The sequence below is a fragment of the Bosea vaviloviae genome (genome assembly GCF_001741865.1).
Taxonomy (GTDB): domain Bacteria; phylum Pseudomonadota; class Alphaproteobacteria; order Rhizobiales; family Beijerinckiaceae; genus Allobosea; species Allobosea vaviloviae.
The window spans coordinates 5055377-5076587 of record NZ_CP017147.1; the positions used below are offsets into that span (position 1 = coordinate 5055377).

Consider the following 21211-nt stretch of genomic DNA (forward strand, 5'->3'; position numbering starts at 1 on the left):
TCCCCTCAGCCCACGACTTCCAGGCCCATGGACCGGGCGGAGCCCTTGATCATGGACGAGGCGGATTCGATCGAATCGCAGTTGAGATCGGCCATCTTCTTCTCGGCGATCTCAGTGATCTGAGCGACGGTGACCTTGCCGACATTGCCGCCGCGACCAGGCGTCTTCGAGCCGGCAGTCAGGCCAGCGGCCTTCTTCAGCCAGTACGAGACCGGCGGCTGCTTCATCTCGAAGGTGAAGGAGCGATCCTGATACGCGGTGATGATCACCGGGATCGGCATGCCCTTTTCCATCTGCGCGGTCTTCGCGTTGAAGGCCTTGCAGAATTCCATGATGTTGAGGCCGCGCTGACCCAGCGCCGGACCGATCGGCGGCGACGGATTGGCCGCGCCCGCCGGAACCTGAAGCTTCACGTAACCCGTGATCTTCTTTGCCATGATGGCTGCTCCTGCCGTCCGCTCCGACGCCTATCGGAACGACGACGCCCTGCCCGCGAACTGCTTCGCTCGGGGTCAGGGTGGTTGCAGAGCGTGGTGCGGCGCCGTTGATCCGGCTGGCGACCGGCACGCCTCCCACGCGGTTGAGGCGCCGCCTATGACACAGGGCGGCGCCGAAGGGAAGCCCCGAAAGGCCTTCCGATAATGCTCAGAGCTTCTCGACCTGCCCGTATTCGAGCTCGACCGGGGTCGCGCGGCCGAAGATCGAGACCGCGACCTTGAGCCGGGCGCGACCGTGATCGACATCCTCGACCACGCCGTTGAACGAGGCGAAGGGCCCGTCGGAGACCTTCACCTGCTCGCCGATCTCGAAGACGACCGTCGGCTTGGGCCGCTCGATGCCCTCGGCGACCTGGCCCTTGATCCGCATCGCCTCGACCTCGGGGATCGGCATGGGCTTGGCCTTGTCGGCGCCCAGGAAGCCGGTGACCTTCGGCGTGTTCTTGATCAGGTGATAGACCTCGTCGGTCATCTCGCACTTCACCAGCACATAGCCGGGGAAGAACTTGCGCTCGGCATCGACCTTGCGGCCGCGCCGAACCTCGACGACCTTCTCGGTCGGCACCAGGACCTCGTCGAACTTGTCGGCGAGATTGCGCTGCGCCGCCTGATCGCGGATCGACTGCGCGACCTTGTTCTCGAAGTTGGAATAGGCGTGGACGATGTACCAGCGAGTTGTCACGTGTCTGATTCCGTTCAGCGTGCGCCGAGGATGATGCCGAGCGACCAGCGAATGATCGTATCGGTGAAAAGGAAGAACAGGCTCGAGACGACCACCATGGCGAGCACGAGACCCGTCGTGATCAGCGTCTCGCGCCGAGACGGCCAGGTGACCTTCGTCGCTTCGGTGCGAACGTCCTGCAGGAAGCTGAAGGGGTTGGTCTTAGCCATCGTATCACCTCGGGTTCCAAAACCGCGCTCCGGCCCTCGCCGAAGGCCGAATCGGCCGTCCTGAAACATTCGCGGCGCGGGGCTCGTGGAGCCGCGCGCCGTCATGACGTGCCTCTTACAACGGGCTGCAGCGTTAGCCAAGCGCCTTTTCAAGGGCCTGCGAGCAGCCCCAGACAGGAGCTAGAGGCGTTTGCAGCCCAGCAGCAGGAAGGATGGCCGCTCCCGCTCCTTCGCCCATTCCGGATGGGCCGCGACCTGATCCTCGCTCGGAGCCCATTCCACGCAATGCGTCAGGGCAAAGCCGGCGCGGTGGAGCAAATCGAGATAGGTCGCGATCGTGCGGTGCTGCTTGATCACGCCCTTCGCCAGCCAGTCCGTCCTGCGCGGCCCTTCCGCCAGATAGCCGTTCACCGGCCAGGCCGGCTGCCCGTCGGGATCGAGCGACCAGCCCTGATGAGCAGGAGCCGTCATCAAGGGATGTTCGACCGAGCAGACCAGCATGCCGCCGGGCGGCAACGCCTGCCCGACCCTCTCGAGCAACCCGCCCAGGTCCGTCAGATAGTGAAAGGCAAGCGAGCTATAGGCGAGATCGAAGCTGGCGGGTGCGGGCGCGAAGCGCTCCAGATCGGCCCGCTCATAGCTGGCGGCTTTGTCCCCGGTCTCTGCCCGCGCCCGTGCCAGCATGCGCTCGGAGACATCGACGCCGAGCACGCTCGCCGCGCCGTTCTCCCGCGCCCAGCGGCAGAACCAGCCAAAGCCGCAGCCGAGATCGAGAACTCTGAGGCCGCGCAGATCGGGAAGGAAGCTTTGCAGCACCGGCCATTCCGGCGCGCCGGCGAGGCCGTGGACCGAACGCGGCAGCTGGCTGTAGGCACTGAAGAAAGCCGGCGTATCGTAGATGTTCTGCGTCATCGGCGATCTACAGAACCAACCGGCGCCGGAAACCGGCTTCGTGCGGGACTGGCAGGGGCGGTAGGGCTCGAACCTACGACAACCGGTTTTGGAGACCGGTACTCTACCAACTGAGCTACACCCCTGTAGTCGGCGATGCTTTGCCTCAAGGCGCGGAGGTTTTCAAGTCGAAAACGCAGCCGATCATCATCCTGTGCGATAGGGTCCGAGTTCCCTGGCATAGCGCTCGACCAGCTTCAGGCCGAATTCCGTCGGCCGCAGCGCCGGGCCGCGATCATGGATGGCGATCCCCGCCCGCGCCCCGAATATCCGCTTGCCATAGCAGAGCAGGGCCTCGATCGACTGCATGATGAAGATAATGGCCGGCAGCACCTCCCGGTAGACGGCCTCGGCCTTCGCTTCATCCCTCGCAATATAGTGATTATAGGCGCGCAGCGCATAGTCGATCGTGTCTGGCGCCAGGATCATGCCGACGCAGCCGGCGCGGAGATTGTCGATCAATTCGAGCCCACCCCGGCCATTCAGGATCGGCAAGCGCCCTTCGGTGACCGCGATCAGCCGCTCGATCTCGACGACGGAGCCCTCTCCCTTGATGAGGCAGATGTTCGGGTGCTGCCGCACCAGTTCGCGAATGTCCTCCGCCGACAGGCCGCGGCCCATATAGGCAGGGGCGTTCTGGATCGCGACCGGTAACGAGGTCGCCTCGGCGACGCGCCCGAAGAAGCGGATATACTCGGCTGCGCCGAAGCTGCCGACCATGGGCGGCTGGAGAATCACCCAATCGGCGCCATTCCGCTCCGCGACACGGACGAGATCGATCTGTTCCGCCACCGACGAGCCGAAGATGGTGAAGGCGAGCGGCTTGCGGCCGGCAACGTCCTCCGCCATCCATTCCATGACCGTGCGGCGCTCGGCAATGGTGAGCTTCGAGACCTCGGTGGCGAGGCCAAGCGCCGCCATGCCCTGCACATCGAGATCGAGGCTGATCTGTGTCTGCCGGCGCATCGCATCCCGATCCAGCCGCTCCTGCGCGTCGAACAGGGCAAAGACGATCGAATGGATGCCGGGAAAGGGTGGCTTGAAATGCATCGGGCATGCTCCTCCATGATCGGAGCGGCTGGGTCCGCTCTCTCAGATGGATCTAGAGCATCGGCCCGAAAAGTGGGAACCGGCTTTCGGGGCAAGCCTATGCAGAATCAAAGCTCTACAGCATCAGACCGAATACGATATTCGGTCTGATGCTGTAGAGCTTTGAATTCGCGGGCAGCGCATAGCGCTTCGGCGAGCCAGCCGCGCGGCATGGGCATAGGCATGCCGTGGGCAGAAACAGAAAAGGGCGGTGTTTCCACCGCCCTTTCAAAGCTTTGCAGCCGATTCTTGAATCAAGCGATGATGCTTGCGACGACGCCTGCACCGCAAAAGCCTGCGGTTTCCGCTGGCGTCGTTGTTGCTTCGATCACGCTATGATCGAAGCAACAACGCCGGCTCCAACCGTGCGGCCGCCTTCGCGGATGGCGAAGCGCAGCTTCTCCTCCATCGCGATCGGCACGATCAGGTGCACTTCCATGGCGATGTTGTCGCCAGGCATCACCATCTCGGTGCCCTCAGGCAGGTGCACCACGCCGGTCACGTCCGTCGTGCGGAAGTAGAACTGCGGGCGGTAGTTGGTGAAGAACGGGGTATGACGACCGCCCTCCTCCTTGGTCAGGATGTAGGCCTCGGCCTTGAACTTGGTGTGCGGCTTCACCGAACCCGGCTTGCACAGGATCTGGCCGCGCTCGACGTCCTCGCGCTTCGTGCCGCGCAGCAGCGCGCCGATGTTGTCGCCGGCCTGGCCCTGGTCGAGCAGCTTGCGGAACATCTCGACGCCCGTCACCGTCGTCTTGACCGTGTCCTTCAGGCCAACGATCTCGATTTCCTCGCCGACCTTGACGATGCCGCGCTCGACGCGACCCGTCACGACCGTGCCGCGACCCGAGATCGAGAACACGTCCTCGACCGGCATCAGGAACGGCAGGTCCAGCGGACGCGCCGGCTGCGGGATGTACTCGTCGACCGTCTTCATCAGCGCGATCACCGCGTCATGGCCGATGGTCTTGTCGCCATTGTCCAGCGCAACCTTCGCTGAACCCTTGGTGATCGGGATGTCGTCGCCCGGGAAGTCGTACTTCGACAGAAGCTCGCGGATCTCCATCTCGACCAGCTCGAGCAGCTCGGCGTCGTCGACCAGGTCGACCTTGTTCATGAACACAACCATCGCGGGCACGCCGACCTGCTTGGCCAGCAGGATGTGCTCGCGGGTCTGCGGCATCGGGCCATCGGCAGCCGACACAACCAGGATCGCGCCGTCCATCTGCGCCGCACCCGTGATCATGTTCTTCACATAGTCGGCGTGGCCGGGGCAGTCGACGTGGGCATAGTGGCGAGCCGCCGTCTCGTACTCGACGTGAGCCGTCGAGATCGTGATGCCGCGGGCCTTCTCTTCCGGCGCCTTGTCGATCTGGTCATACGCCGTGAACGTGGCACCGCCCGTCTCGGCCAGAATCTTCGTGATCGCTGCCGTCAAAGACGTCTTGCCATGGTCAACGTGACCAATCGTTCCAATGTTGCAATGCGGCTTCGTGCGCGCGAATTTCTCTTTGGCCATGACACCTGTTTCCTGACAACGGCCCTACGAGGCCTGAAAAGCGCGGTCGCATTAGGGGTTTTTGGTGGAGGATGCAAGTTGCGGCTTCGCCACCGGCAGGCCTTGCGGAGCCGCATCACGAGGGCGACAGCCGCAGAGCTAGGCCGGCACGCTCCAGCGACCGCCAATACGCTTCAGCAAATGCGCCGTCGCGGGGAAGCCATTGGACGGCGTGCTCGCAACATCGCCAGCATCTGGATCATCACGCCGCGCTTGTCGCCCTCGTCGCCAGCCAGGCCACGACCGGCGCCGCGAGGACGGCCAGGACGGCGGCGATCAGGAAATAGCTGGCAAAGCCCAGATGCTGCGCCACCCATCCGGCGCCGAGGCCGCCGGCCATGCTGACGATGGCGTCCATGCCTTGCAGCAGCGTGAAGTCGATCCCGGCCTGGCGCGGATCCGCGATCGCCATGAACTGCGCGTAGAGCGCGACGAAGCCGAGCGCCATGATCCCCGAAGAGCTCGCCAAAGCGAGCCCGACCATTGCGCCGCGAGGTACCGTGCCCAGAGACGCCGCGAGGGCCAAAAGCCCGAGCGCAGCGCCCTGCAGCAGCAGCGCGAGAAGCATGACCCGCCTCGCCCCCATCCAGCGGACGAGGCCGCCGCCGAGCAACGCGCAGACCAGCCCGATGGCCAGTCCGCCGAACCCGTTGACCAGCCCGATAGATTCGAGGTCCAGCCCGACATCGATCAGGAACGGCCCCATCATGCTCACCCCCCATTTCTGCAGCACGACATAGACCGCAGCCAGGATCAGCCCCTGGCGCATCTGCGAGCGCTGCAAGGCGAAGCGCAGCGATGGGCGATGGCTGCGCAGCCCCGGTGAGATCGGAGCCGGCGACAGCAGGAATGGCAGCAGCAGCGCGACGATCATGCCAGCGGCAGCCAGGACCGCGCTGCTCCAGCCGAACCGTGCGACGAGGATGAGGAACAGCCCCGAGCCGATCGCCGAGCCGAGATAGGCCCCGCCGACCTGCGCCGCATTGCCCCAGCCGTGATGCCGCAGCGCGAGCGTCTCGACCGCATGGCCATCGCAGGCGATATCGGCCGTCGAGGCCGCGAAGGCGATGGCGACGAGAACGGCGAGCAGGGGCAGCCAATGCGCCGGCCCGATGGCGCTGACTGCAGTCAACCCCAGCACGGTGAGGAGACCGCAGACGGCAACGATCTGGCGCGAGCGCGTGGCGCCTGCCGGCGGCAGGCGGTAACGCTCGACGGCCGCCGCCCAGACTATCTTCAGCGCCCAGGGCAGGCTGATGAGGTGGACGAGCCCGATCTGATCAAGCGCCACGCCACGCTCGCGCAGCACGCTCGGCAGCGCGATGAAGGCAAGCCCGCCAAGGATGCTCTGCCCGACATAAAGCCCGCCGAGCGCGAGCACGATGCCCAGCGGAGAAGACAGGCGCTTCGCCCACACGCCCGCGGCGAGGACCTGGCTCACCAGCGGTAACGCAGGCTGGCGATGACCTTCCGGCCCTCGTCGAAATAGCAGAAGCCGCCGGTGCAGGTCTGCTCGACCTTGTCGAGGAGATTGGTGGCATTGACCTGGAACCGGACGCCCTTGAAGCGCGGGTCGAGGTTCTCGAGATCGTAGCGCAGGGACGCGTCGAGCAAGGTCCGCGGCGCATTGTCGAGGACCGGCCGGTTCAGATTGTCGCCGAGGCTCGAACCGACATAACGCACGCCCGCACCAAGGCCGAGGCCGCGCGCCGGCCCCTCCTGCACCGTGTAGTCCAGCCAGACCGAGGCCATGTGATAGGGAATGCTGGTCAGGCGGTTGCCCACCGTCTCGTCGGTGAGCTTGAGGATGCGCGCGTCGTTATAGGCGTAGGAGGCCTGGATGCTGAGCCCATTGGCGAGAGAGGCGACACCTTCGATCTCGAAGCCCTGCGAGCGCAAGCCGAGCTGGACCTGGCGATTATAGCCGTTGACGACCTCGTAGACGACCGCATTGTCCTGGCGCAGCTCGAACACCGCCGCGCGCAGCGAGGCGTTGTAGCCCGGCAGATCGTATTTGACGCCAGCCTCGATCTGCTCGCCCGTGGCGGGCACGGCGACCGCACCGGACAGGACCGTGCCCGAATTGGGCACAAAGGATGTCGCATAGCTGACATAAGGGGCGAGGCCGAGATCGGTGACGTAGCTCAAGGCGGCGCGCCCGGTCGCCTTGTTGCCGGTCTGCTTCGTCTCGGTTGGCACGACGCCTGCCGAGCCCGCCTCGAAATTGCTGGAGAACCAGTCCTGGCGTCCACCCAGGGTCAATCGCCAGTTCTGCCAGCTGATCTGGTCCTGCGCGTAGAGGCCGACCAGCGTCTGCGTCTGCGCCGTGCGGTAGCCGAGGTTGGCGTTGTAGCCGACCGGGACCCCGCCATAGCCCTCCTTGCCGCGATAATGCAGGTAGCTGAAATCGACGCCGGTGAGGATGCGGTGCGCGAGCGGCCCCGTGTTCAGCCTGGTCTCGAGGCTGGTGTCGACCGAGACGCCTTGCGTGCGCTCCTTCGTCAGCCCGGAATCCGTGAGGTAGACATATTGCTGGTTCGAGGCGAGCGCGGAGTAACGGGCGCGCTGGCGCAGCGTGAACATCTCGCCGAAGGAGTGCTCGAACTCGTAGCCGATGCGCCCCTGCTGCTGGCGGAAGTCATTGTAGCGCTTGTCGCCACCGAAGACCCTGGTCGCGCCGATCGACTTGTAGAGCAGGCTGCCCTGCCGATCGGTATAGGGGCCGTATTCGTTGACATAGGCCGCCGTGCCGCCGGTGGTCGAATCCATGTATTCGGCGAGCAAGGTCAGCTTGGTGAGCTCGTTGGGCTTCCAGGTGAAGGCGGGCGCGATGAAGACCCGATCGTCCTTGATCGCGCTGATCTGGTTGTTGGCGTCGCGCACCAGGCCCGTCAGACGGTAGAGCAAGGTCTTGTCGGCATTGGCCGGGCCGGACAGGTCGAAACTGAACTGCTTGCGGCCGAAGGAACCGCCTTGGACCTCGATCTCGCGGAAGGGCGTCTCGGTCGGCCGCTTCGAGATCAAGTCGACGATGCCGGCGGCGGTGCTGGCGCCGTAGATCGCCCCCGCCGGCCCGCGCAGCACCGAGATCGCCTCCAGCCCATAGGGCTCCAGCCGGAACAGGCCGTTGGGGCTGCCGATCTGGCGCAGCCCGTCGCGGAACACGGCGTTCTGCGTGACGTCGACACCGCGAATCGTGAAGGCGTCGTAGCGCGGATCGAAGCCATAGGTGCCGACGCGCGCGCCCGGCGTATAGGACAGGGCGTCCAGCAAGGCCTGCGGCTTGCGCTGCTCCAGCTGCGTTTGCGTCACCGTCGAGATCGACTGCGGGATCTCCAGCACCGGCGTATCGGTCTTGGTGGCGCTGCGCGTCGCGGTCGCGACATAGCCATTCGCGCTGACCACTCCGCCCGTGCCGCCCGCCCCCTGGACGATCACCTCTTCGAGCTGGATCGCAGGCGCCCTCTCGGCCTGGGCCTTGGCGGCGGAAGGAGCGAACAACAGGGCCGACGAGGCCAGCAAGACGAAACGGAGAGTCACAACGGCGATGCCTTCAAAAGATTGAATGCCCGCCGACTAACAATTTACCGGAACTGAATCCAGTATAGATTCATTTATTTGAGTTATTCTAAAAACACATCGCAAGAATATACTCTTTATATTAATTCATAACAGCCTCTAGCCGCCGAACACTCGCCGATACCGCGCCACCACATCCGCCGCGCCCGAGACCTTCTCGGGATTGTCGGAGAGCTTCACCGCTGGGCGGCCATTGGCCTTGCTCACCTTGCAGACCAGCGACATCGGGTCGAGTTCGCGCGAACCGTCCGGTGAGCAGCCGACGAGGTCGTTGGTGAGGTCGGTGCCCCAACCGAAGGCCATCCGGACCTTGCCGTCGAAATGGTGGTAGACGCGCTCGATCGCGGAAACATCGAGCCCGTCGGAGAAGACCAGCAGCTTCTCCCTGGGATCGCGGCCCTTGGTGCGCCACCACGCCATGATCTCCTCGCCGGCCGGGATCGGCGGAGCGGAATCGGGCCGGAAGCCGGTCCAGTCGGCGACCCAGTCGGGCGCGTGCCGCAGGAAGGCCGTCGTGCCGAAGGCGTCGGGCAACGCAATCAGCAGATTGCCGCCATAGACCTGGCGCCATTCGTCAAGCACGCGATAGGGCGCGCGCAGCAACTCCTCATCGCTTTCGGCCAGCGCAGCCAGCACCATCGGCAATTCATGCGCGTTGGTGCCGATCGCCTCCAGGTCGTTGTCCATCGCCAGCAGCACGTTGGAGGTGCCGCTGAAGGCCGAGCCCAGCCCCTCCTTCAATGCCTCGACGCACCAGCGCTGCCAGAGATGGCCGTGGCGCCGGCGCGTACCGAAATCGGAGAGCCGCAGATTCGGCAGCTTCTGCAGCCGGTCGACCTTGTCCCACATCTTCGCCTTGGCGCGGGCATAGAGCACATCGAGCGAGAAACGCTTCTGGCCGACCATGACGCGGCGGGCGCGCAATTCGTTGATGATGGCGAGCGCCGGAACCTCCCACATCGTGGCATGCGTCCAGGGCCCCTCGAAATGCAGTTCGAACTGCCCGTCGACGCGACGCAGATCGTATTCGGGCAGGCGGAAATCCGCGAGCCAGGTGATGAAATCCGGCGAGAACATCTGCGTCTTGCCGTAGAAGCTGTTGCCCGCCAGCCAGATCAATTCCTTCTTCGAGAAGCGGACCTCGCGCGCATGGTCGAGCTGCGCGCGCAACTCGGCCTCGTCGACGATATCGGCGAGCCGGATATGGCGCGAACGGTTGATCAGCGAGAAGGTGACCTGCACCTCCGGATGGAAGGCCCGGATCATCTGCAGCATCAGGAGTTTGTAGAAATCGGTGTCGAGCAGGCTGCGGATGATCGGATCAAGCCGCCAGCCATGATTATAGGTGCGCGACGCGATATCGGTGACGGTCATGGCGGGGCCGCAGGGTCCGTGATGCTCAAAGGGCAGCACATGACTAGGCGAGGTCGCGCCTTTTTGACAATCGTCTTGCGTCGGGACGCGCAGACGGGCGCGCATGCCGCTTCGGCAGATGAGGCGCTTGTCTCGACGCCCGCTCATCGGCGAGCTCGGCGAGGCGGTGGCGGGCGCCCTGATGCGGGCCAACATCCACCCGCCCGCCTTCCGCCAGATCGCCCTGCCCGACGGCTTCCTGGATGCCGGCGCGCTGCCGACGCTGCACGACCGCTACGGCATCTCGACCGACGCGATGGTCGCGAGCATCAAGAGCTGGCTCTGACGAGGCAAGCCGTCATGGCTTCGCTTCGCTCGCGATAACGGGAGCTGCGTTGACAGGCTCGGCCAACTCGGCAAGGAGCAAGCCTCGTCGGCGCGCTCGCATGCGCCGCGTTGTCGGGAGCCTGGATTGAGCGCGACATCACAAGCGGCGCAGAGTTTCATCGACCGCGTCCACGGCAGGGAGGTCGTGCTCGGGATCGTCGGCCTCGGCTATGTCGGCATCCCGCTGGCGCTGGCGGCGCTGCGCCGGGGCATCAAGGTCGTCGGCTTCGACATCGACCAGCCGCGGGTCGATCAGATCAATGCCGGCAAGGAGACGATCAAGCACATTCCGATGGAGCTGATCGTCGAGGGCCTGAAGACGCAGCGCTTCAATGCCACGACGGATTTCGACCGATTGGCCGAGCCCGATGCGCTGCTGATCTGCGTGCCGACGCCACTCTCGCGCCATCGCGAGCCCGATCTCTCCTATGTCCGCCAGACCACGGAAGCGATCGCCAGGCGCCTGCGGCCAGGCCAGTTGATCGTGCTCGAATCGACCACCTATCCCGGCACCACCGACGAATTGATGCGCCCGATCCTCGAGACCGCCACCGGCCTCAAGAGCGGGCAGGATTTCTTCCTCGCCTATTCGCCCGAGCGCGAGGACCCCGGCAATGGGGAGTTCGGCACTTCCGACATTCCCAAGGTCGTCGGCGGCGACGGCCCCGATGCGCTCGCCATGGCTGATGCGCTCTACGCCGCGCTCGTGGTCAAGACCGTGCCGGTCTCCTCGACCGCGACCGCCGAGGCGGTGAAGCTGACCGAGAACATCTTCCGCGCCGTCAACATCGCGCTCGTCAACGAGTTGAAGCAGGTCTACGCCGCGATGGGTATCGACATCTGGGAGGTGATCGACGCCGCCAAGACGAAACCCTTCGGCTACATGCCGTTCTATCCGGGTCCGGGCTTAGGGGGGCACTGCATCCCGATCGACCCGTTCTACCTGACCTGGAAAGCACGCGAATTCGACGTCACGACGCGCTTCATCGAGCTCGCCGGCCAGATCAACACCGATATGCCCTATCGCGTCGTCGACCGGCTGGCGGAGCTTGTGGATACGCAACTCGGCCGCGGCTTCAGCGGTGCGCGCATCCTCGTCCTCGGCATCGCCTACAAGAAGAATATCGAGGACATGCGCGAGAGCCCTGCCCTCAAGCTGATCGAATTGATCGAGGCACGCGGTGCGAGCGCCGCCTATCACGATCCGCATATCGCCGAGATCCGGCCGACGCGGAAGCATGGCGGCCTGACTGCCCGCAAGAGCCAGGCGCTGAGCGCCGAGATGCTCGCCGCCTTCGACGCCGTGCTGATCGCGACGGACCATGACGATGTCGATTACGGCCTCGTCGTCCGCCACGCCAAGCTTGTGGTGGATACCCGCAATGCCTGTGCGCGGCATGGGCTTGCGGGCAAGACCATCTTCAAGGCCTGATACGACGATGAAGAACGCTGAGCCAGCTTACGATCTCGCGGTCATCGGCGGTGGCATCAATGGTTGCGGCATCGCCCGCGACGCCACCGGGCGCGGAGCCTCGGTCGTGCTGTTCGAGAAGGACGACCTCGCCAGCGCCACCTCCTCGGCCTCGACCAAATTGATCCATGGCGGGCTGCGCTATCTCGAGCACTATGAATTTCGGCTGGTGCGCGAAGCCTTGATGGAGCGCGAGCGGCTCTGGCGGCTCGCGCCGCACATCATCCGGCCGCTGCGCTTCGTGCTGCCGCACCATGCCGGCCTGCGCCCCGCCTGGCTGCTCCGGCTCGGGCTTTTCCTCTACGACCATATCGGCGGACGAAAGCTCCTGCCGGCGACGAAGACACTCGATCTTGCTCATGATCCTGCCGGCCGGCCGCTCAAGGACGACCATGCGCGGGCTTTCGAATATTCCGATTGCTGGGTCGAGGATTCCCGCCTCGTCGTGCTGAACGCGGCTGATGCAGCCGCCAGGGGAGCCGCGGTCCACACACGAACAAAGGTCGTCTCGGCCGATCGCGACGGCGACCTCTGGCGGATCGTCGGGGAAGGCGAAGCCGGCCGCATCACTGTCACCGCCAAGGCGCTGGTCAACGCCGCCGGCCCCTGGGTCGGCGAGGTTTTGGGCGGCGTCGTGCGCTCGAACACCAAGGCCGCCGTCCGCATGGTCCAGGGCAGCCATATCGTCGTGCCCAAACTCTACGAGCACGACCGCTGCTACATCTTCCAGAACGCCGATGGCCGCATCATCTTCGCGATCCCCTATGAGCACGACTTCACCCTGATCGGCACCACGGACCGCGACTACCAGGGCGATCCTGCGCAAGCGAAAGCGACGCCCGAGGAGATCGATTATCTCTGCGCCGCCGCAAGCGAGTATTTTCGCGCAGCCGTCACGCCGGAGCAGGTCGTCTGGACCTATTCCGGCGTGCGTCCGCTCTATGACGACGGCGCCTCCAAGGCGCAGGAAGCGACGCGCGACTATGTGCTGACGCTCGACGCGCCCAAGGGCGAAGCCCCGCTGCTCTCGGTCTTCGGCGGCAAGATCACGACCTATCGCCGCCTCGCCGAAGCAGCTCTGGACAAGCTCGCGCCACATGCCGGCTGGGCCGGCCGGCCCGCCTGGACCGTCTACGGCACATTGCCCGGCGGCGATTTCCCGGTGACCGGCTTCGAGGCGCTGGTCAACGAGATCGCCGCCGCCCATCCCTGGCTGGCTCGATCGACCGTGACGCGATTGGTGCGCGCCTATGGCACGAAGGCGCACGAGATTCTCGCCGGCGCGCAAGGCATGAGCGATCTCGGCCGCCATTTCGGCGCCGACCTTCATGAGCGCGAGCTGCGCTATCTGATCCGCAAGGAATGGGCGAAGCGCGGCGCGGACGTGCTCTGGCGGCGCGGCAAGCTGGGCTTGCGCCTCTCAGTGGAGGAGCGCGACGCCCTGGACGCCTTCATGCTGGCTGAAGCGAAGGCGACGACCGAGCCGGCCGTCTGAAGGCATCGAGGCTGGACGGTGGCTCAGCGCACCCTGCGCGCCAGCAAGAAGAGCGCAACGGCGGCAAGTGCCGACAAGGCGATGAGAAGCAAGCTGCTCGGCATCAAGCCCGCCCGCTCGATCAGGATGGCGAAGGCCAGCGGAGCGGCGGCTTTCACCGCGAGCCCCGGCGCCGAAAGCTTACCCAGCATCGCGCCATATCCAGCCGGGCCGAAGAGCTGCAGCGGCACAGTTCCCCGTACGATCGAGCTCAGGCCCATGCTGACGCCATAAGCGATGGCGAAGAGCCCGGCGAGCGTCGCAGTCGTATTGCCGATCATCAGCATGAGGAAGCCGAACGGCATCAGCGCAGCCGAAACCCAGGCCGTCGTGACAGGGTCGAGCGCGGTGCCGAAGAGCATCTCGGCTAGACGCCCAGCGACCTGCGAAGGGCCGACGATCGCGCCGATACCGACAGCGAGCCCGGCGCTCAGGCCCAGCCCCTGCAGCATCGTCAGCATATGCACCGACATGGCCGAAATCACGAAGCCCTGCAGCGAGAAAGCCAGCGCAAGCAGCATGAAGGCATGTCGCCGCGCCTCGCCTTCGAGATAGCCATCCTCCGGTGCAGTCACCGCAGTGGCTACGGGCGTCACAACCGGCAGGCGATGAGGGCGCCCGGGCAGCAGGAACAGATGCAGGGGCAAGCAGAGCACGAATTGCAGCACGGCATAGAGCCGGTAGATCTCGCGCCAGTCGAACCCGTTCAGCAGGGCTGTCGTCAGCGGCCAGAACAGGGTCGAGGCAAAGCCACCGATCAAGGTGAGCTGGCTGATGGCGCGCCGCGCGCCACCGCCCTTGGCCTGCGTCAAGGCGGTGAAGGCGGCGTCGTACAGCACCATGGTCGAGACCGCCTCGAGCGCGATCATGGCGGTGAAATAGCCAATCGGCCCGCGTGCTTCCGCCAGCGCCAGCAGCGAAAGGCCAGCTAGGCCCGAACCCAGGCTCATGATCATGCGGGTGCCATGCCGGTCGATCAGACGGCCCGCGAGCGGTGCGATCAGCCCGCCGGCCAGCAAGCCGGCAGCGAAGCCGCCATAGGTCCATTCCGGAGCCCAGCCGAAGCTCGCCGTCATGCCTGGCGCGAGCACGGCGAAGGCATAATACAGGCAGCCATAGCCGACGACCTGGGTAACGCCGAGGGCGAGGATGAGGGACAGCTCTCTCCCCCCGGACGGAGTGGGCGACGGCAGCAAAGAGCGCAGCATCAGGCTTCGGCCACCTCATGAGCGGCACTGCGAACCGGCGTGCCTCCACAGCCACAACCAGCTTCACCCGAGGCCTTCGCCCGGGCATCATCCGCGCAGCAGGCATCGACTGCCGCGGGAGCCGGGCCGCCACAGCAGCCGGTGTCGGCCACGGCAGGGCCGTCCGGCGTCGTGCTGCAGACGCCGGTCTCGGGCAGCACGAGCTCGACCCGCCGCGCCGCCGCGCGATCGCCCGCGATCTCCGCCACGATCGAGCGGACCTGCTCATGGCCAGTGGCCAGCAGGAAAGTCGGCGCCCGGCCATAAGCCTTCATGCCCGCTATGTAGAAGCCGGGCTCGGGATGGGCGAGTTCGGCCGCTCCATGCGGGCGCACCGTGCCGCAGGAATGCTCGTTGGGATCGATCAGAGGCGCAAGGGCGGGTGGGCATTCCAGGGCCGGATCGAGCTGGACCCTGAGTTCACGTAGCAAAGCGAGATCGGGCCGGAACCCGGTCGCGACGATCAACTCGTCGACCGTCACATCGCGTCCGCCGCTATTGGCCGCCGCTAGAGCGTTTTCAAGCGAAGTGGATACCGGTTCGCGTGAAGAAAACGCGTCAAAACAAGAATCTGGAGCAATTGAACGATCCGACCGGATCGGAAATTGCTCTAGCTGCAGACCGGCGTCCACACGTTCGATCCGTTCGAGCTGGAAGCCGGTCTCGACCGCGATCAGGCCCCGCTCGACGAGCTTTGCGATGCGCGTGCCCAGTTCGCCGCGCGCGGCCAATTGATCGGCCGCCCCACCGCCAAAGGCCTTGGACAGCAGGGTGCCGCGATAAAGCCAGATGATCCGGGTTTCGGGCGCGCGCTCCTGCAGATCGGCGAGCGCGATCAGCGTGCCGATGGCGGAATGTCCTCCGCCCAAAACCGCAATCCGCTTGCTGGCATAGCGCGCCCGCGCCCCGCCCAGCACATCGGGCATGCCGTAGCTGACCGCAGCAGCGGCCTCGCGCTCCCCCAGCGCCGCTAGCCCACCCGAACCGGCCGGGTTGGGCGAGAACCATGTGCCGGAGGCGTCGATCACGGCGTCCGCCAGCAGGGTTTTTTCGCCGGTTCCGCTGCCATAGCGCAGAGCAAAGGGCGCGGAATCGCGTCCGGCCGTCCGGACCTTGTCGAATCTGGACCGGGTCACGGAGAGCACGCGCGCATCGAAATGGATCGCATGGCGCAGCGCCGTGCGTTCTGCCAGCGGCGCAAGATACCGATCGATCAGCTCGCCGCCGGTCGGGTATCCGCCAGGATCTGGACGGCTCCAGCCGGATGCGACCAGCAGCCGCTCCGCCGCGCCATCGATGTTGAAAGCCCAGGGCGAGAACATCGGCACATGCGCCCAATGCCGCACGCCATGCCCGACCGCACTGCCCTGCTCCAGCACGACCGGTCTCAGGCCGCGTTCGGTGGCATGGGCCGCCGCCGCCAGCCCAACCGGCCCTGCCCCGATGATCGCAATGGTCTTGATCTCCGCCATCTCATGATCCTCAAATTCTGGAATAATCGAAATAGAAGGCAGCGAGATCAGGCCGCGTCCTGCTCGTTTGGGCCACAGCGGCTCTCGACGCAGCACTCGGCCACGAGGAACTGCAGCAACGCGTTCATCAGGTCGAAATTGGCCCGGCAGATCAGCGTGGTGCCGTCGCGCTCCTGGCTGACGAGCCCCACGATGATCAGCGTCTTGAGGTGGTGCGACAGGGTCGAGGCCGCGATCTCGAGCCGTTGCTGGCACTGGCCGACGGAGAGCCCGTCATGGCCGGCGCGGACCAGCAAGCGAAAGAGCGAGAGCCGGGTCGGATTGCCCAGGGCCTCGAGTCTGGCGGCGGCGTCTTGCGTATTCATGCAAACACGATGATCCAATCTCGGCAGGTCGTCAATCCGTATTTCCAGAATTATAGAATAACAAGATTTCCACGGCGGGCAGCCCTGGCCGCGCGACCGGCAGCGTCATGCCAGGCAGCGTCATGCCAGAATGCGTTGCTCCGCGAGATGGACGAGCCTGCCGCCGGCGATCGTCGCGACGACGCGCGGCTGTGGCCCCTCCGCAACCAGGATGAGATCGGCGCGCTTGCCGGGCGCGATCATGCCGCGATCGTGCAACCCCAGCGCCTGCGCCGGCGCTTCCGAGACCAGCTTCCAGGCCTCCGTGAACGCCGCCGCGCCCTTGCGCGCCAGGACGAACGGAGCCAGCGCCAGCGCCGGGTAATAGTAGTCCGAGGCCAGGATCGTGCAGAGCCCCTGGCGCACCATGTCCTCGGCCCCGGGGCAGCCCAGATGCGAGCCGCCGCGCACGACATTGGGCGCGCCGAACACGATCGCCTCGCCATGGGCGGCAGCCTCTCGCGCCGTCGCCACATCGATCGGGAATTCGGCGACGCGCACGCCGAGCGAGCGATACCAGGCCCGCATCTGCGGCGTCATGTCGTCATGCGACAAGGTCGGCACGCCAGCCTCGAGCGCCGCTTGCGCCAGCCGCGAGACCGAGCCCGCGACCTCATCGCGGCGGGAATAGACCGCCTCGGCCAGCATCATGAAATCGGCTGACGACAGCCCGGTGCGTTCGACCATCTTGGCGACCTTGGCCGGACGGACACCCTCCTTCATCAAGCCCTCGGTATGGTCGTTGAAGGCGAGCACGCCGACCCGACCCGTAGCGAGCCAGTCGAGAATCTCGGCTTCGGCATCGAGATTGAAGGTCTCGTGGCGCAGATGGAAACGCGTGTCCGCGCCGAGCTCGGGGGCCAGGCGCGCCATCGCCTCGATCAGCGAGCGCGCATTGTCGGCGCCGCGCAGGCCGGGCTCCCAGGACCAGGTCACGCCATGGAAGGCTGTCGTGATGCCGCTCGCCAGCATGGCGCGATCGGCGTCGCGCAAGGCGAGATCGATATCGAAGGAGACGCCGGGACGCGGCATGATGTGGCGCTCGAAGGCGTCGCCATGGCAATCGACGATGCCCGGCAGCACGAGCAGGCCGGAAGCGTCGAGCCGCAAGGCACCGGCAGGAGCAGGCGCGCCCGGCTCCGCGATCCTGCCGCCCGCGACGACGATATCGGCCTCGACCAGCTCCTCCAGCAGCGCCCTGCCACCTGCGATCACGATCGACATCTCATTCCTCTCGGCCAGCGCGACGAATCGGCGCGAACACCCTGCGAATGCAAATGCCTGCGAATGAAAGTGACGGATGACGATGCGATGACAACGAGACTCGGCCGGCAGCATGGCACGGTCACCGCTTGCCCCGCGCCTCATATGCCGGCAAGAGGCTTGTGTCGGCGAGAGGCTTGTGTCGGCGAGAGGCTTGCGCAAGAACCGCGCGCCCGGTTGGGCAACCGGTTCACCGCCAGACCGCTACGGAGCGAAAGCCAATGAGTGACGTGAAACCGCCGCGTATCGCCATCACCTACTGCACGCAGTGCAACTGGCTGCTGCGCTCGGCCTGGATGGCGCAGGAGCTGCTTCACACCTTCGGTCCCGATCTCGGCGAAGTCGCCTTGCGGCCGGGCAGCGGCGGCAGCTTCCAGATCCATTACGACGACACGCTGATCTGGGACCGCGTCGCCGATGACGGCTTTCCCGACGTCAAGGCGCTGAAGCAGCGCGTCCGCGACCGGCTCGACCCCAGCCGCGACCTCGGCCATCTCGACCGGGCCGCGCAGTAGAGCACTGCGCGAAAAACTGAGTACCGGTTTTCGCGTGAGCAACGTCCGCAGCTTTTAGAATCGATCACGCCTCACGCGCTCTTCGCTACCGCCTCGATCTTGTCGATGCCGCCGAGCTTGGGCGCAAACGAGGTCCAGACCTTGCGCGCGCCCTCCTCCCAGGCCGGCCGGTTCTGCGGCTGCACGACCTTGCCGCCTTCCGCCGCAGCCTTCGCCATCGAAGCCTCCTCGTCGGCGACGATCAGGTCGTCGAAATAGCCTGCCCCCTCGGCGGCAGCGGCCGACAGTGCCGCCTTGTCCGCGGCTGAAAGCCCCTTCCAGAACGCCGCCGAGACATAGATCACGCCCGAAGCCCAGATATGGCCGGTCTCGATCAGATAGGGCACAACCTCGTGCAGCTTGAAGCCGACATAGGCCGATTTGGTTAGGTCCATCGCATCGACCACGCCGGTCTTCAGCGCGTTATAGGTCTCCGGGATCGGGATCGGCGTCGGATAGGCGCCGAGCCCCGACCAGAGTTCCGTGTGCAGCGGGCTCTGGATCACGCGGATGCGCTTGCCTTTGATGCCTGCGGGCGTGGTGATCGGCTCCTTGGCCAGGAGATGGCGCGCGCCGTAATTGATGAAGCCGAGCACGACGAAGCCCTGCCCCTCGAACTTGCCCTTGAGCTCGTCGCCAAGCGGTCCCGCCAGCACGCGCTTGAGATGGCCCCGGTCGCGGAACAGGAAGGGCAGATCGAGGATCTGGCTGTCGGGAACCCAGCCCGACAAGGCAGAGATCGTCGAGAGCGAGGCCTGGACCGAACCCAGCCGGACACCCTCGGCGACCTCCTTCTCGCCGCCCAGCGCGGCATTGCCGACGATGCGCAGGTCGAAGCGGCCGGGCGCGGTCCGGTTCAGAATCTCGGCGATCTTGCGCCAGACCCTGGTCTCGGGCTTGTCCTCGCCGAAGAGCGAGGCGACCGTCACGGGCCGGCCGGCGGCATGGGCCGTATGGGTGGAGAGCAGCGCGGGCGCGGCCAATAGGCTAGCCGTGATCTCGCGGCGGGTCGGCGACATCAGAACAACTCCTTGAAGGATGGTGGAAGCGAGGGCCAGGCGGCCGCCCCCAGGCACAATATGGCAAGCGCGACCAGAAGCGTCGCCAGCAAGGGCAGAACGGCGCGGAAGACGGCGCTTGCCGGAACGCGGGTGATGCCGCTGACGACATAGACCAGAATGCCCAATGGCGGGGTCAGGCCATGGATCATCAGGTTGACCACCAGGATGACACCGAACTGGATCGGATCGAGCCCGGCCGAGATCGCAACGGGCAGGAGCAGCGGCGCCAGCAGCAGGATCGCCGCGCCGATATCGAGGAAGAGCCCGGCCACCAGCAGGACGAGATTGGCGAGCAGCATCACCGCATAGGGTCCACCGCCAAGCGCCGTCACCAGCCCCGCCATCTGGTCGGAGACCCGATCGACCGCGAGCAGGAAGGCGAAGGGCGCCGACGCCCCGATCAGCATGCCCACGGCCGCAGCTTCCGTCGCCGATTTGCGCAAGGCGCCGAAGACCGTGCCGATATTCAGGCTGCGCAGCGCCAGGCAGGCGACGAGCGCATAGGCCACTGCTAGCGCCGAAGCCTCGGTGACGGTGACGACGCCGAAGCGGATGCCGACCACGACGACGACGCCGAGCCCGATCGCCGGCAGCGCACTGACGAAGCTCTTGGCCCTCTCCTGCCCGCTGGCCTTGGGCGCAGCATCGACCACCTCGCGCACGCTGAGATGGATGCCGATCGCCAACGCCAGCGCCAGGACCCCGCCGGCGACGAAGCCTCCGACCAGCAGCGAGCCGACCGACAGATTGGTCGCCGTCGCCAGGATCAGGAAGGCGATCGAAGGCGGGATGATGTTGTCGAGCATCGAGACGCCGGCCACGATCCCCGCCGCATGGGCCGGCGGGTAACCGCGCGCGATCAAGGCCGGCGCCATCACCTTGGCGCCGAAGGCGGCGTTGGCCACCGAGGAGCCCGACGCGCCCGAAAACAGCACGCTGGACATCAGTGTCGTCTGCGCCAGCCCCGCCCGCCAATGCCCGACCAGCGAGGCGGCGAAGCGCACCAGCCGCTCGGCCAATCCTCCCGCCGTCAGCAATTCGCCCGCGAGCAGGAAGAACGGGATCGCCAGCAGCAGGAATTTCGAGACGCCCGAGACCGTGTTCTGGACGATGGCCGGCTCGGGCAAGAGCCCGCCAAAGGCGCCGCTGAGCGAAACGCCGGCAAGCAGCGCATAGGGCAGCGGCGCGCCCAGGATCAGCCCGAGTCCGGCGAGCGAGGCCGCGACCAGGCTCGGCGTTTCCACGAAAAATCCCGTGACGCTCTGCGCCGCCAGATAAAAGCCGATGCCGAGAAGCAGCGAGGCCAGGGCCGCCGGCCAGGAGCTGTCCAGCGCGGCCCGCCACAGCACAACGACAACGGTCAGCCCGCCGCCGAGCGCGAAGGCGGCGAAGCGCAAGCTTTCCGGCAGGCCAAGAACAGTCGAGCTGCCGCCGACGAGCGCCACGACGCTGGCGCCGCCGAAGGCGAGCACGAGCGAGCCGTGAACCGCGACCGCATCGGCAAAAATCGAAGCCAGGCGCTGCACTCCAGCGGGCAGCAGGCGCACGATCACGTCAAGTCGCATCGCCAGTGCGCTCGTCGCGGCCAAAGGCGCGCCAACGGCGACCAGCGCCACGTTCAGCCAGATCGCCAATTCGTCGGACCAGACGAATCCACCGCCAAACACATAGCGGCGCAGCACCGCCGCCATCACCACGGCGAAGAGCACCGCAAGGATGATGGCTCCCAGCCATTCCAGCCCCGTGACGAGGCAAGACAGCCCACGCTCGGCTCGGCGGCGCAGCGACGGCTTCGGTACCAATGATGATGTCGCAAGGCTCGTCATGGCGCTAACGCAGTGACGAGAATGCGCGCGAACGCAAGAGGCGGCTGCGCATTTGCATGTGCCGCGTTCAGCCA

At 65.9% G+C, this 21211-nt stretch carries 18 protein-coding genes, 1 tRNA gene and 1 pseudogene; 4 read left to right on the forward strand and 16 right to left on the reverse strand.

Features of this window, described 5'->3' with window-relative positions; all coding sequences use genetic code 11:
* Window positions 1-5: 5 nt before the first annotated feature.
* From rplK to pncB, 10 genes are all read right to left on the reverse strand, one after another.
* Window positions 6-437 carry a 50S ribosomal protein L11 gene (rplK, locus tag BHK69_RS23205; protein ID WP_069692166.1) on the reverse strand — a complete coding sequence of 144 codons (432 nt, stop codon included), beginning with the start codon at window positions 435-437 and terminating at the stop codon, window positions 6-8.
* Window positions 438-645: 208 nt separating this feature from the next.
* Complete coding sequence (gene nusG / locus BHK69_RS23210; protein ID WP_069692167.1) at window positions 646-1179, reverse strand: transcription termination/antitermination protein NusG; 534 nt, start codon at window positions 1177-1179, stop codon at window positions 646-648.
* A 14-nt stretch (window positions 1180-1193) separates the two neighbouring features.
* Window positions 1194-1388: a preprotein translocase subunit SecE gene (gene secE, locus BHK69_RS23215; RefSeq protein WP_069692168.1), complete on the reverse strand. Its 195-nt coding sequence runs from the start codon at window positions 1386-1388 to the stop codon at window positions 1194-1196.
* Between the two features lie 180 nt (window positions 1389-1568).
* Window positions 1569-2300 carry a class I SAM-dependent methyltransferase gene (locus BHK69_RS23220; RefSeq protein ID WP_069692169.1) on the reverse strand — a complete coding sequence of 244 codons (732 nt, stop codon included), beginning with the start codon at window positions 2298-2300 and terminating at the stop codon, window positions 1569-1571.
* A gap of 49 nt (window positions 2301-2349) precedes the next feature.
* A tRNA-Trp gene (locus BHK69_RS23225) sits at window positions 2350-2425 on the reverse strand.
* 61 nt (window positions 2426-2486) lie between these two features.
* Window positions 2487-3389 carry a dihydrodipicolinate synthase family protein gene (locus tag BHK69_RS23230; protein ID WP_069692170.1) on the reverse strand — a complete coding sequence of 301 codons (903 nt, stop codon included), beginning with the start codon at window positions 3387-3389 and terminating at the stop codon, window positions 2487-2489.
* Window positions 3390-3756: 367 nt separating this feature from the next.
* Window positions 3757-4947 (reverse strand): elongation factor Tu, encoded by a 1191-nt coding sequence (tuf, locus tag BHK69_RS23235; protein WP_069692171.1) that lies wholly within the window; start codon window positions 4945-4947, stop codon window positions 3757-3759.
* A 241-nt stretch (window positions 4948-5188) separates the two neighbouring features.
* Window positions 5189-6427 carry an MFS transporter gene (locus tag BHK69_RS23240; RefSeq protein WP_244548293.1) on the reverse strand — a complete coding sequence of 413 codons (1239 nt, stop codon included), beginning with the start codon at window positions 6425-6427 and terminating at the stop codon, window positions 5189-5191.
* Window positions 6424-8526: a TonB-dependent siderophore receptor gene (locus BHK69_RS23245; RefSeq protein ID WP_244548294.1), complete on the reverse strand. Its 2103-nt coding sequence runs from the start codon at window positions 8524-8526 to the stop codon at window positions 6424-6426. Before BHK69_RS23245 ends, BHK69_RS23240 begins: the two co-directional genes overlap by 4 nt.
* Before the next feature lie 138 nt (window positions 8527-8664).
* Window positions 8665-9939, reverse strand: a complete 1275-nt coding sequence (gene pncB, locus BHK69_RS23250; protein WP_069692173.1) for a nicotinate phosphoribosyltransferase — start codon at window positions 9937-9939, stop codon at window positions 8665-8667.
* Window positions 9940-10081: 142 nt separating this feature from the next.
* Between pncB and BHK69_RS23255 the strand changes: the two are divergent.
* The 3 genes and pseudogenes from BHK69_RS23255 to glpD form a co-directional block, all read left to right on the forward strand.
* Window positions 10082-10264, forward strand: a pseudogene (locus tag BHK69_RS23255) (transketolase family protein); the annotation flags it as partial.
* A gap of 126 nt (window positions 10265-10390) precedes the next feature.
* Window positions 10391-11737, forward strand: coding sequence for a nucleotide sugar dehydrogenase (locus BHK69_RS23260; protein WP_083269634.1), 1347 nt, complete (start codon window positions 10391-10393; stop codon window positions 11735-11737).
* A 7-nt stretch (window positions 11738-11744) separates the two neighbouring features.
* Window positions 11745-13271 (forward strand): glycerol-3-phosphate dehydrogenase, encoded by a 1527-nt coding sequence (gene glpD / locus BHK69_RS23265; protein WP_069692175.1) that lies wholly within the window; start codon window positions 11745-11747, stop codon window positions 13269-13271.
* Between the two features lie 23 nt (window positions 13272-13294).
* Here the strand turns inward: glpD and BHK69_RS23270 are convergent, their stop codons facing one another.
* The 4 genes from BHK69_RS23270 to BHK69_RS23285 all read right to left on the reverse strand — a co-directional run bounded on the left by BHK69_RS23270 (window position 13295) and on the right by BHK69_RS23285 (window position 17657).
* Entirely contained in the window at window positions 13295-14518 is a 1224-nt protein-coding gene (locus BHK69_RS23270) for an MFS transporter (RefSeq protein WP_069692176.1), read from the reverse strand.
* Window positions 14518-16029 carry an NAD(P)-binding domain-containing protein gene (locus BHK69_RS23275; protein WP_069692177.1) on the reverse strand — a complete coding sequence of 504 codons (1512 nt, stop codon included), beginning with the start codon at window positions 16027-16029 and terminating at the stop codon, window positions 14518-14520. Before BHK69_RS23275 ends, BHK69_RS23270 begins: the two co-directional genes overlap by 1 nt.
* A 47-nt stretch (window positions 16030-16076) precedes the next feature.
* On the reverse strand, window positions 16077-16394 hold the full coding sequence (locus tag BHK69_RS23280) for an ArsR/SmtB family transcription factor (RefSeq protein ID WP_069692178.1): 318 nt from the start codon (window positions 16392-16394) through the stop codon (window positions 16077-16079).
* Window positions 16395-16514: 120 nt separating this feature from the next.
* On the reverse strand, window positions 16515-17657 hold the full coding sequence (locus BHK69_RS23285) for an alpha-D-ribose 1-methylphosphonate 5-triphosphate diphosphatase (RefSeq protein WP_069692179.1): 1143 nt from the start codon (window positions 17655-17657) through the stop codon (window positions 16515-16517).
* Window positions 17658-17917: 260 nt separating this feature from the next.
* Between BHK69_RS23285 and BHK69_RS23290 the strand changes: the two genes are divergently transcribed.
* On the forward strand, window positions 17918-18211 hold the full coding sequence (locus tag BHK69_RS23290; RefSeq protein WP_069692180.1) for an Rdx family protein: 294 nt from the start codon (window positions 17918-17920) through the stop codon (window positions 18209-18211).
* Between the two features lie 71 nt (window positions 18212-18282).
* On the opposite strand, the gene BHK69_RS23295 is transcribed toward BHK69_RS23290, so the two are convergent.
* A complete protein-coding gene (locus tag BHK69_RS23295) occupies window positions 18283-19269 on the reverse strand; it encodes a TRAP transporter substrate-binding protein (RefSeq protein ID WP_069692181.1) in 987 nt (328 codons plus the stop codon).
* Complete coding sequence (locus BHK69_RS23300) at window positions 19269-21137, reverse strand: TRAP transporter large permease (RefSeq protein ID WP_069692182.1); 1869 nt, start codon at window positions 21135-21137, stop codon at window positions 19269-19271. The genes BHK69_RS23295 and BHK69_RS23300 overlap by 1 nt, the downstream gene beginning before the upstream one ends.
* Window positions 21138-21211: the final 74 nt, after the last annotated feature.

Coding starts and splice junctions, on each gene's coding strand:
- rplK (WP_069692166.1), bottom strand. CDS start 437: ATGGCAAAGAAGATCACGGGTTACGTGAAGCTTCAGGTTCCGGCGGGC.
- secE (WP_069692168.1), bottom strand. CDS start 1,388: ATGGCTAAGACCAACCCCTTCAGCTTCCTGCAGGACGTTCGCACCGAA.
- BHK69_RS23220 (WP_069692169.1), bottom strand. CDS start 2,300: ATGACGCAGAACATCTACGATACGCCGGCTTTCTTCAGTGCCTACAGC.
- BHK69_RS23230 (WP_069692170.1), bottom strand. CDS start 3,389: ATGCATTTCAAGCCACCCTTTCCCGGCATCCATTCGATCGTCTTTGCC.
- tuf (WP_069692171.1), bottom strand. CDS start 4,947: ATGGCCAAAGAGAAATTCGCGCGCACGAAGCCGCATTGCAACATTGGA.
- pncB (WP_069692173.1), bottom strand. CDS start 9,939: ATGACCGTCACCGATATCGCGTCGCGCACCTATAATCATGGCTGGCGG.
- glpD (WP_069692175.1), top strand. CDS start 11,745: ATGAAGAACGCTGAGCCAGCTTACGATCTCGCGGTCATCGGCGGTGGC.
- BHK69_RS23270 (WP_069692176.1), bottom strand. CDS start 14,518: ATGCTGCGCTCTTTGCTGCCGTCGCCCACTCCGTCCGGGGGGAGAGAG.
- BHK69_RS23275 (WP_069692177.1), bottom strand. CDS start 16,029: ATGGCGGAGATCAAGACCATTGCGATCATCGGGGCAGGGCCGGTTGGG.
- BHK69_RS23280 (WP_069692178.1), bottom strand. CDS start 16,394: ATGAATACGCAAGACGCCGCCGCCAGACTCGAGGCCCTGGGCAATCCG.
- BHK69_RS23285 (WP_069692179.1), bottom strand. CDS start 17,657: ATGTCGATCGTGATCGCAGGTGGCAGGGCGCTGCTGGAGGAGCTGGTC.
- BHK69_RS23290 (WP_069692180.1), top strand. CDS start 17,918: ATGAGTGACGTGAAACCGCCGCGTATCGCCATCACCTACTGCACGCAG.
- BHK69_RS23295 (WP_069692181.1), bottom strand. CDS start 19,269: ATGTCGCCGACCCGCCGCGAGATCACGGCTAGCCTATTGGCCGCGCCC.
- BHK69_RS23300 (WP_069692182.1), bottom strand. CDS start 21,137: ATGACGAGCCTTGCGACATCATCATTGGTACCGAAGCCGTCGCTGCGC.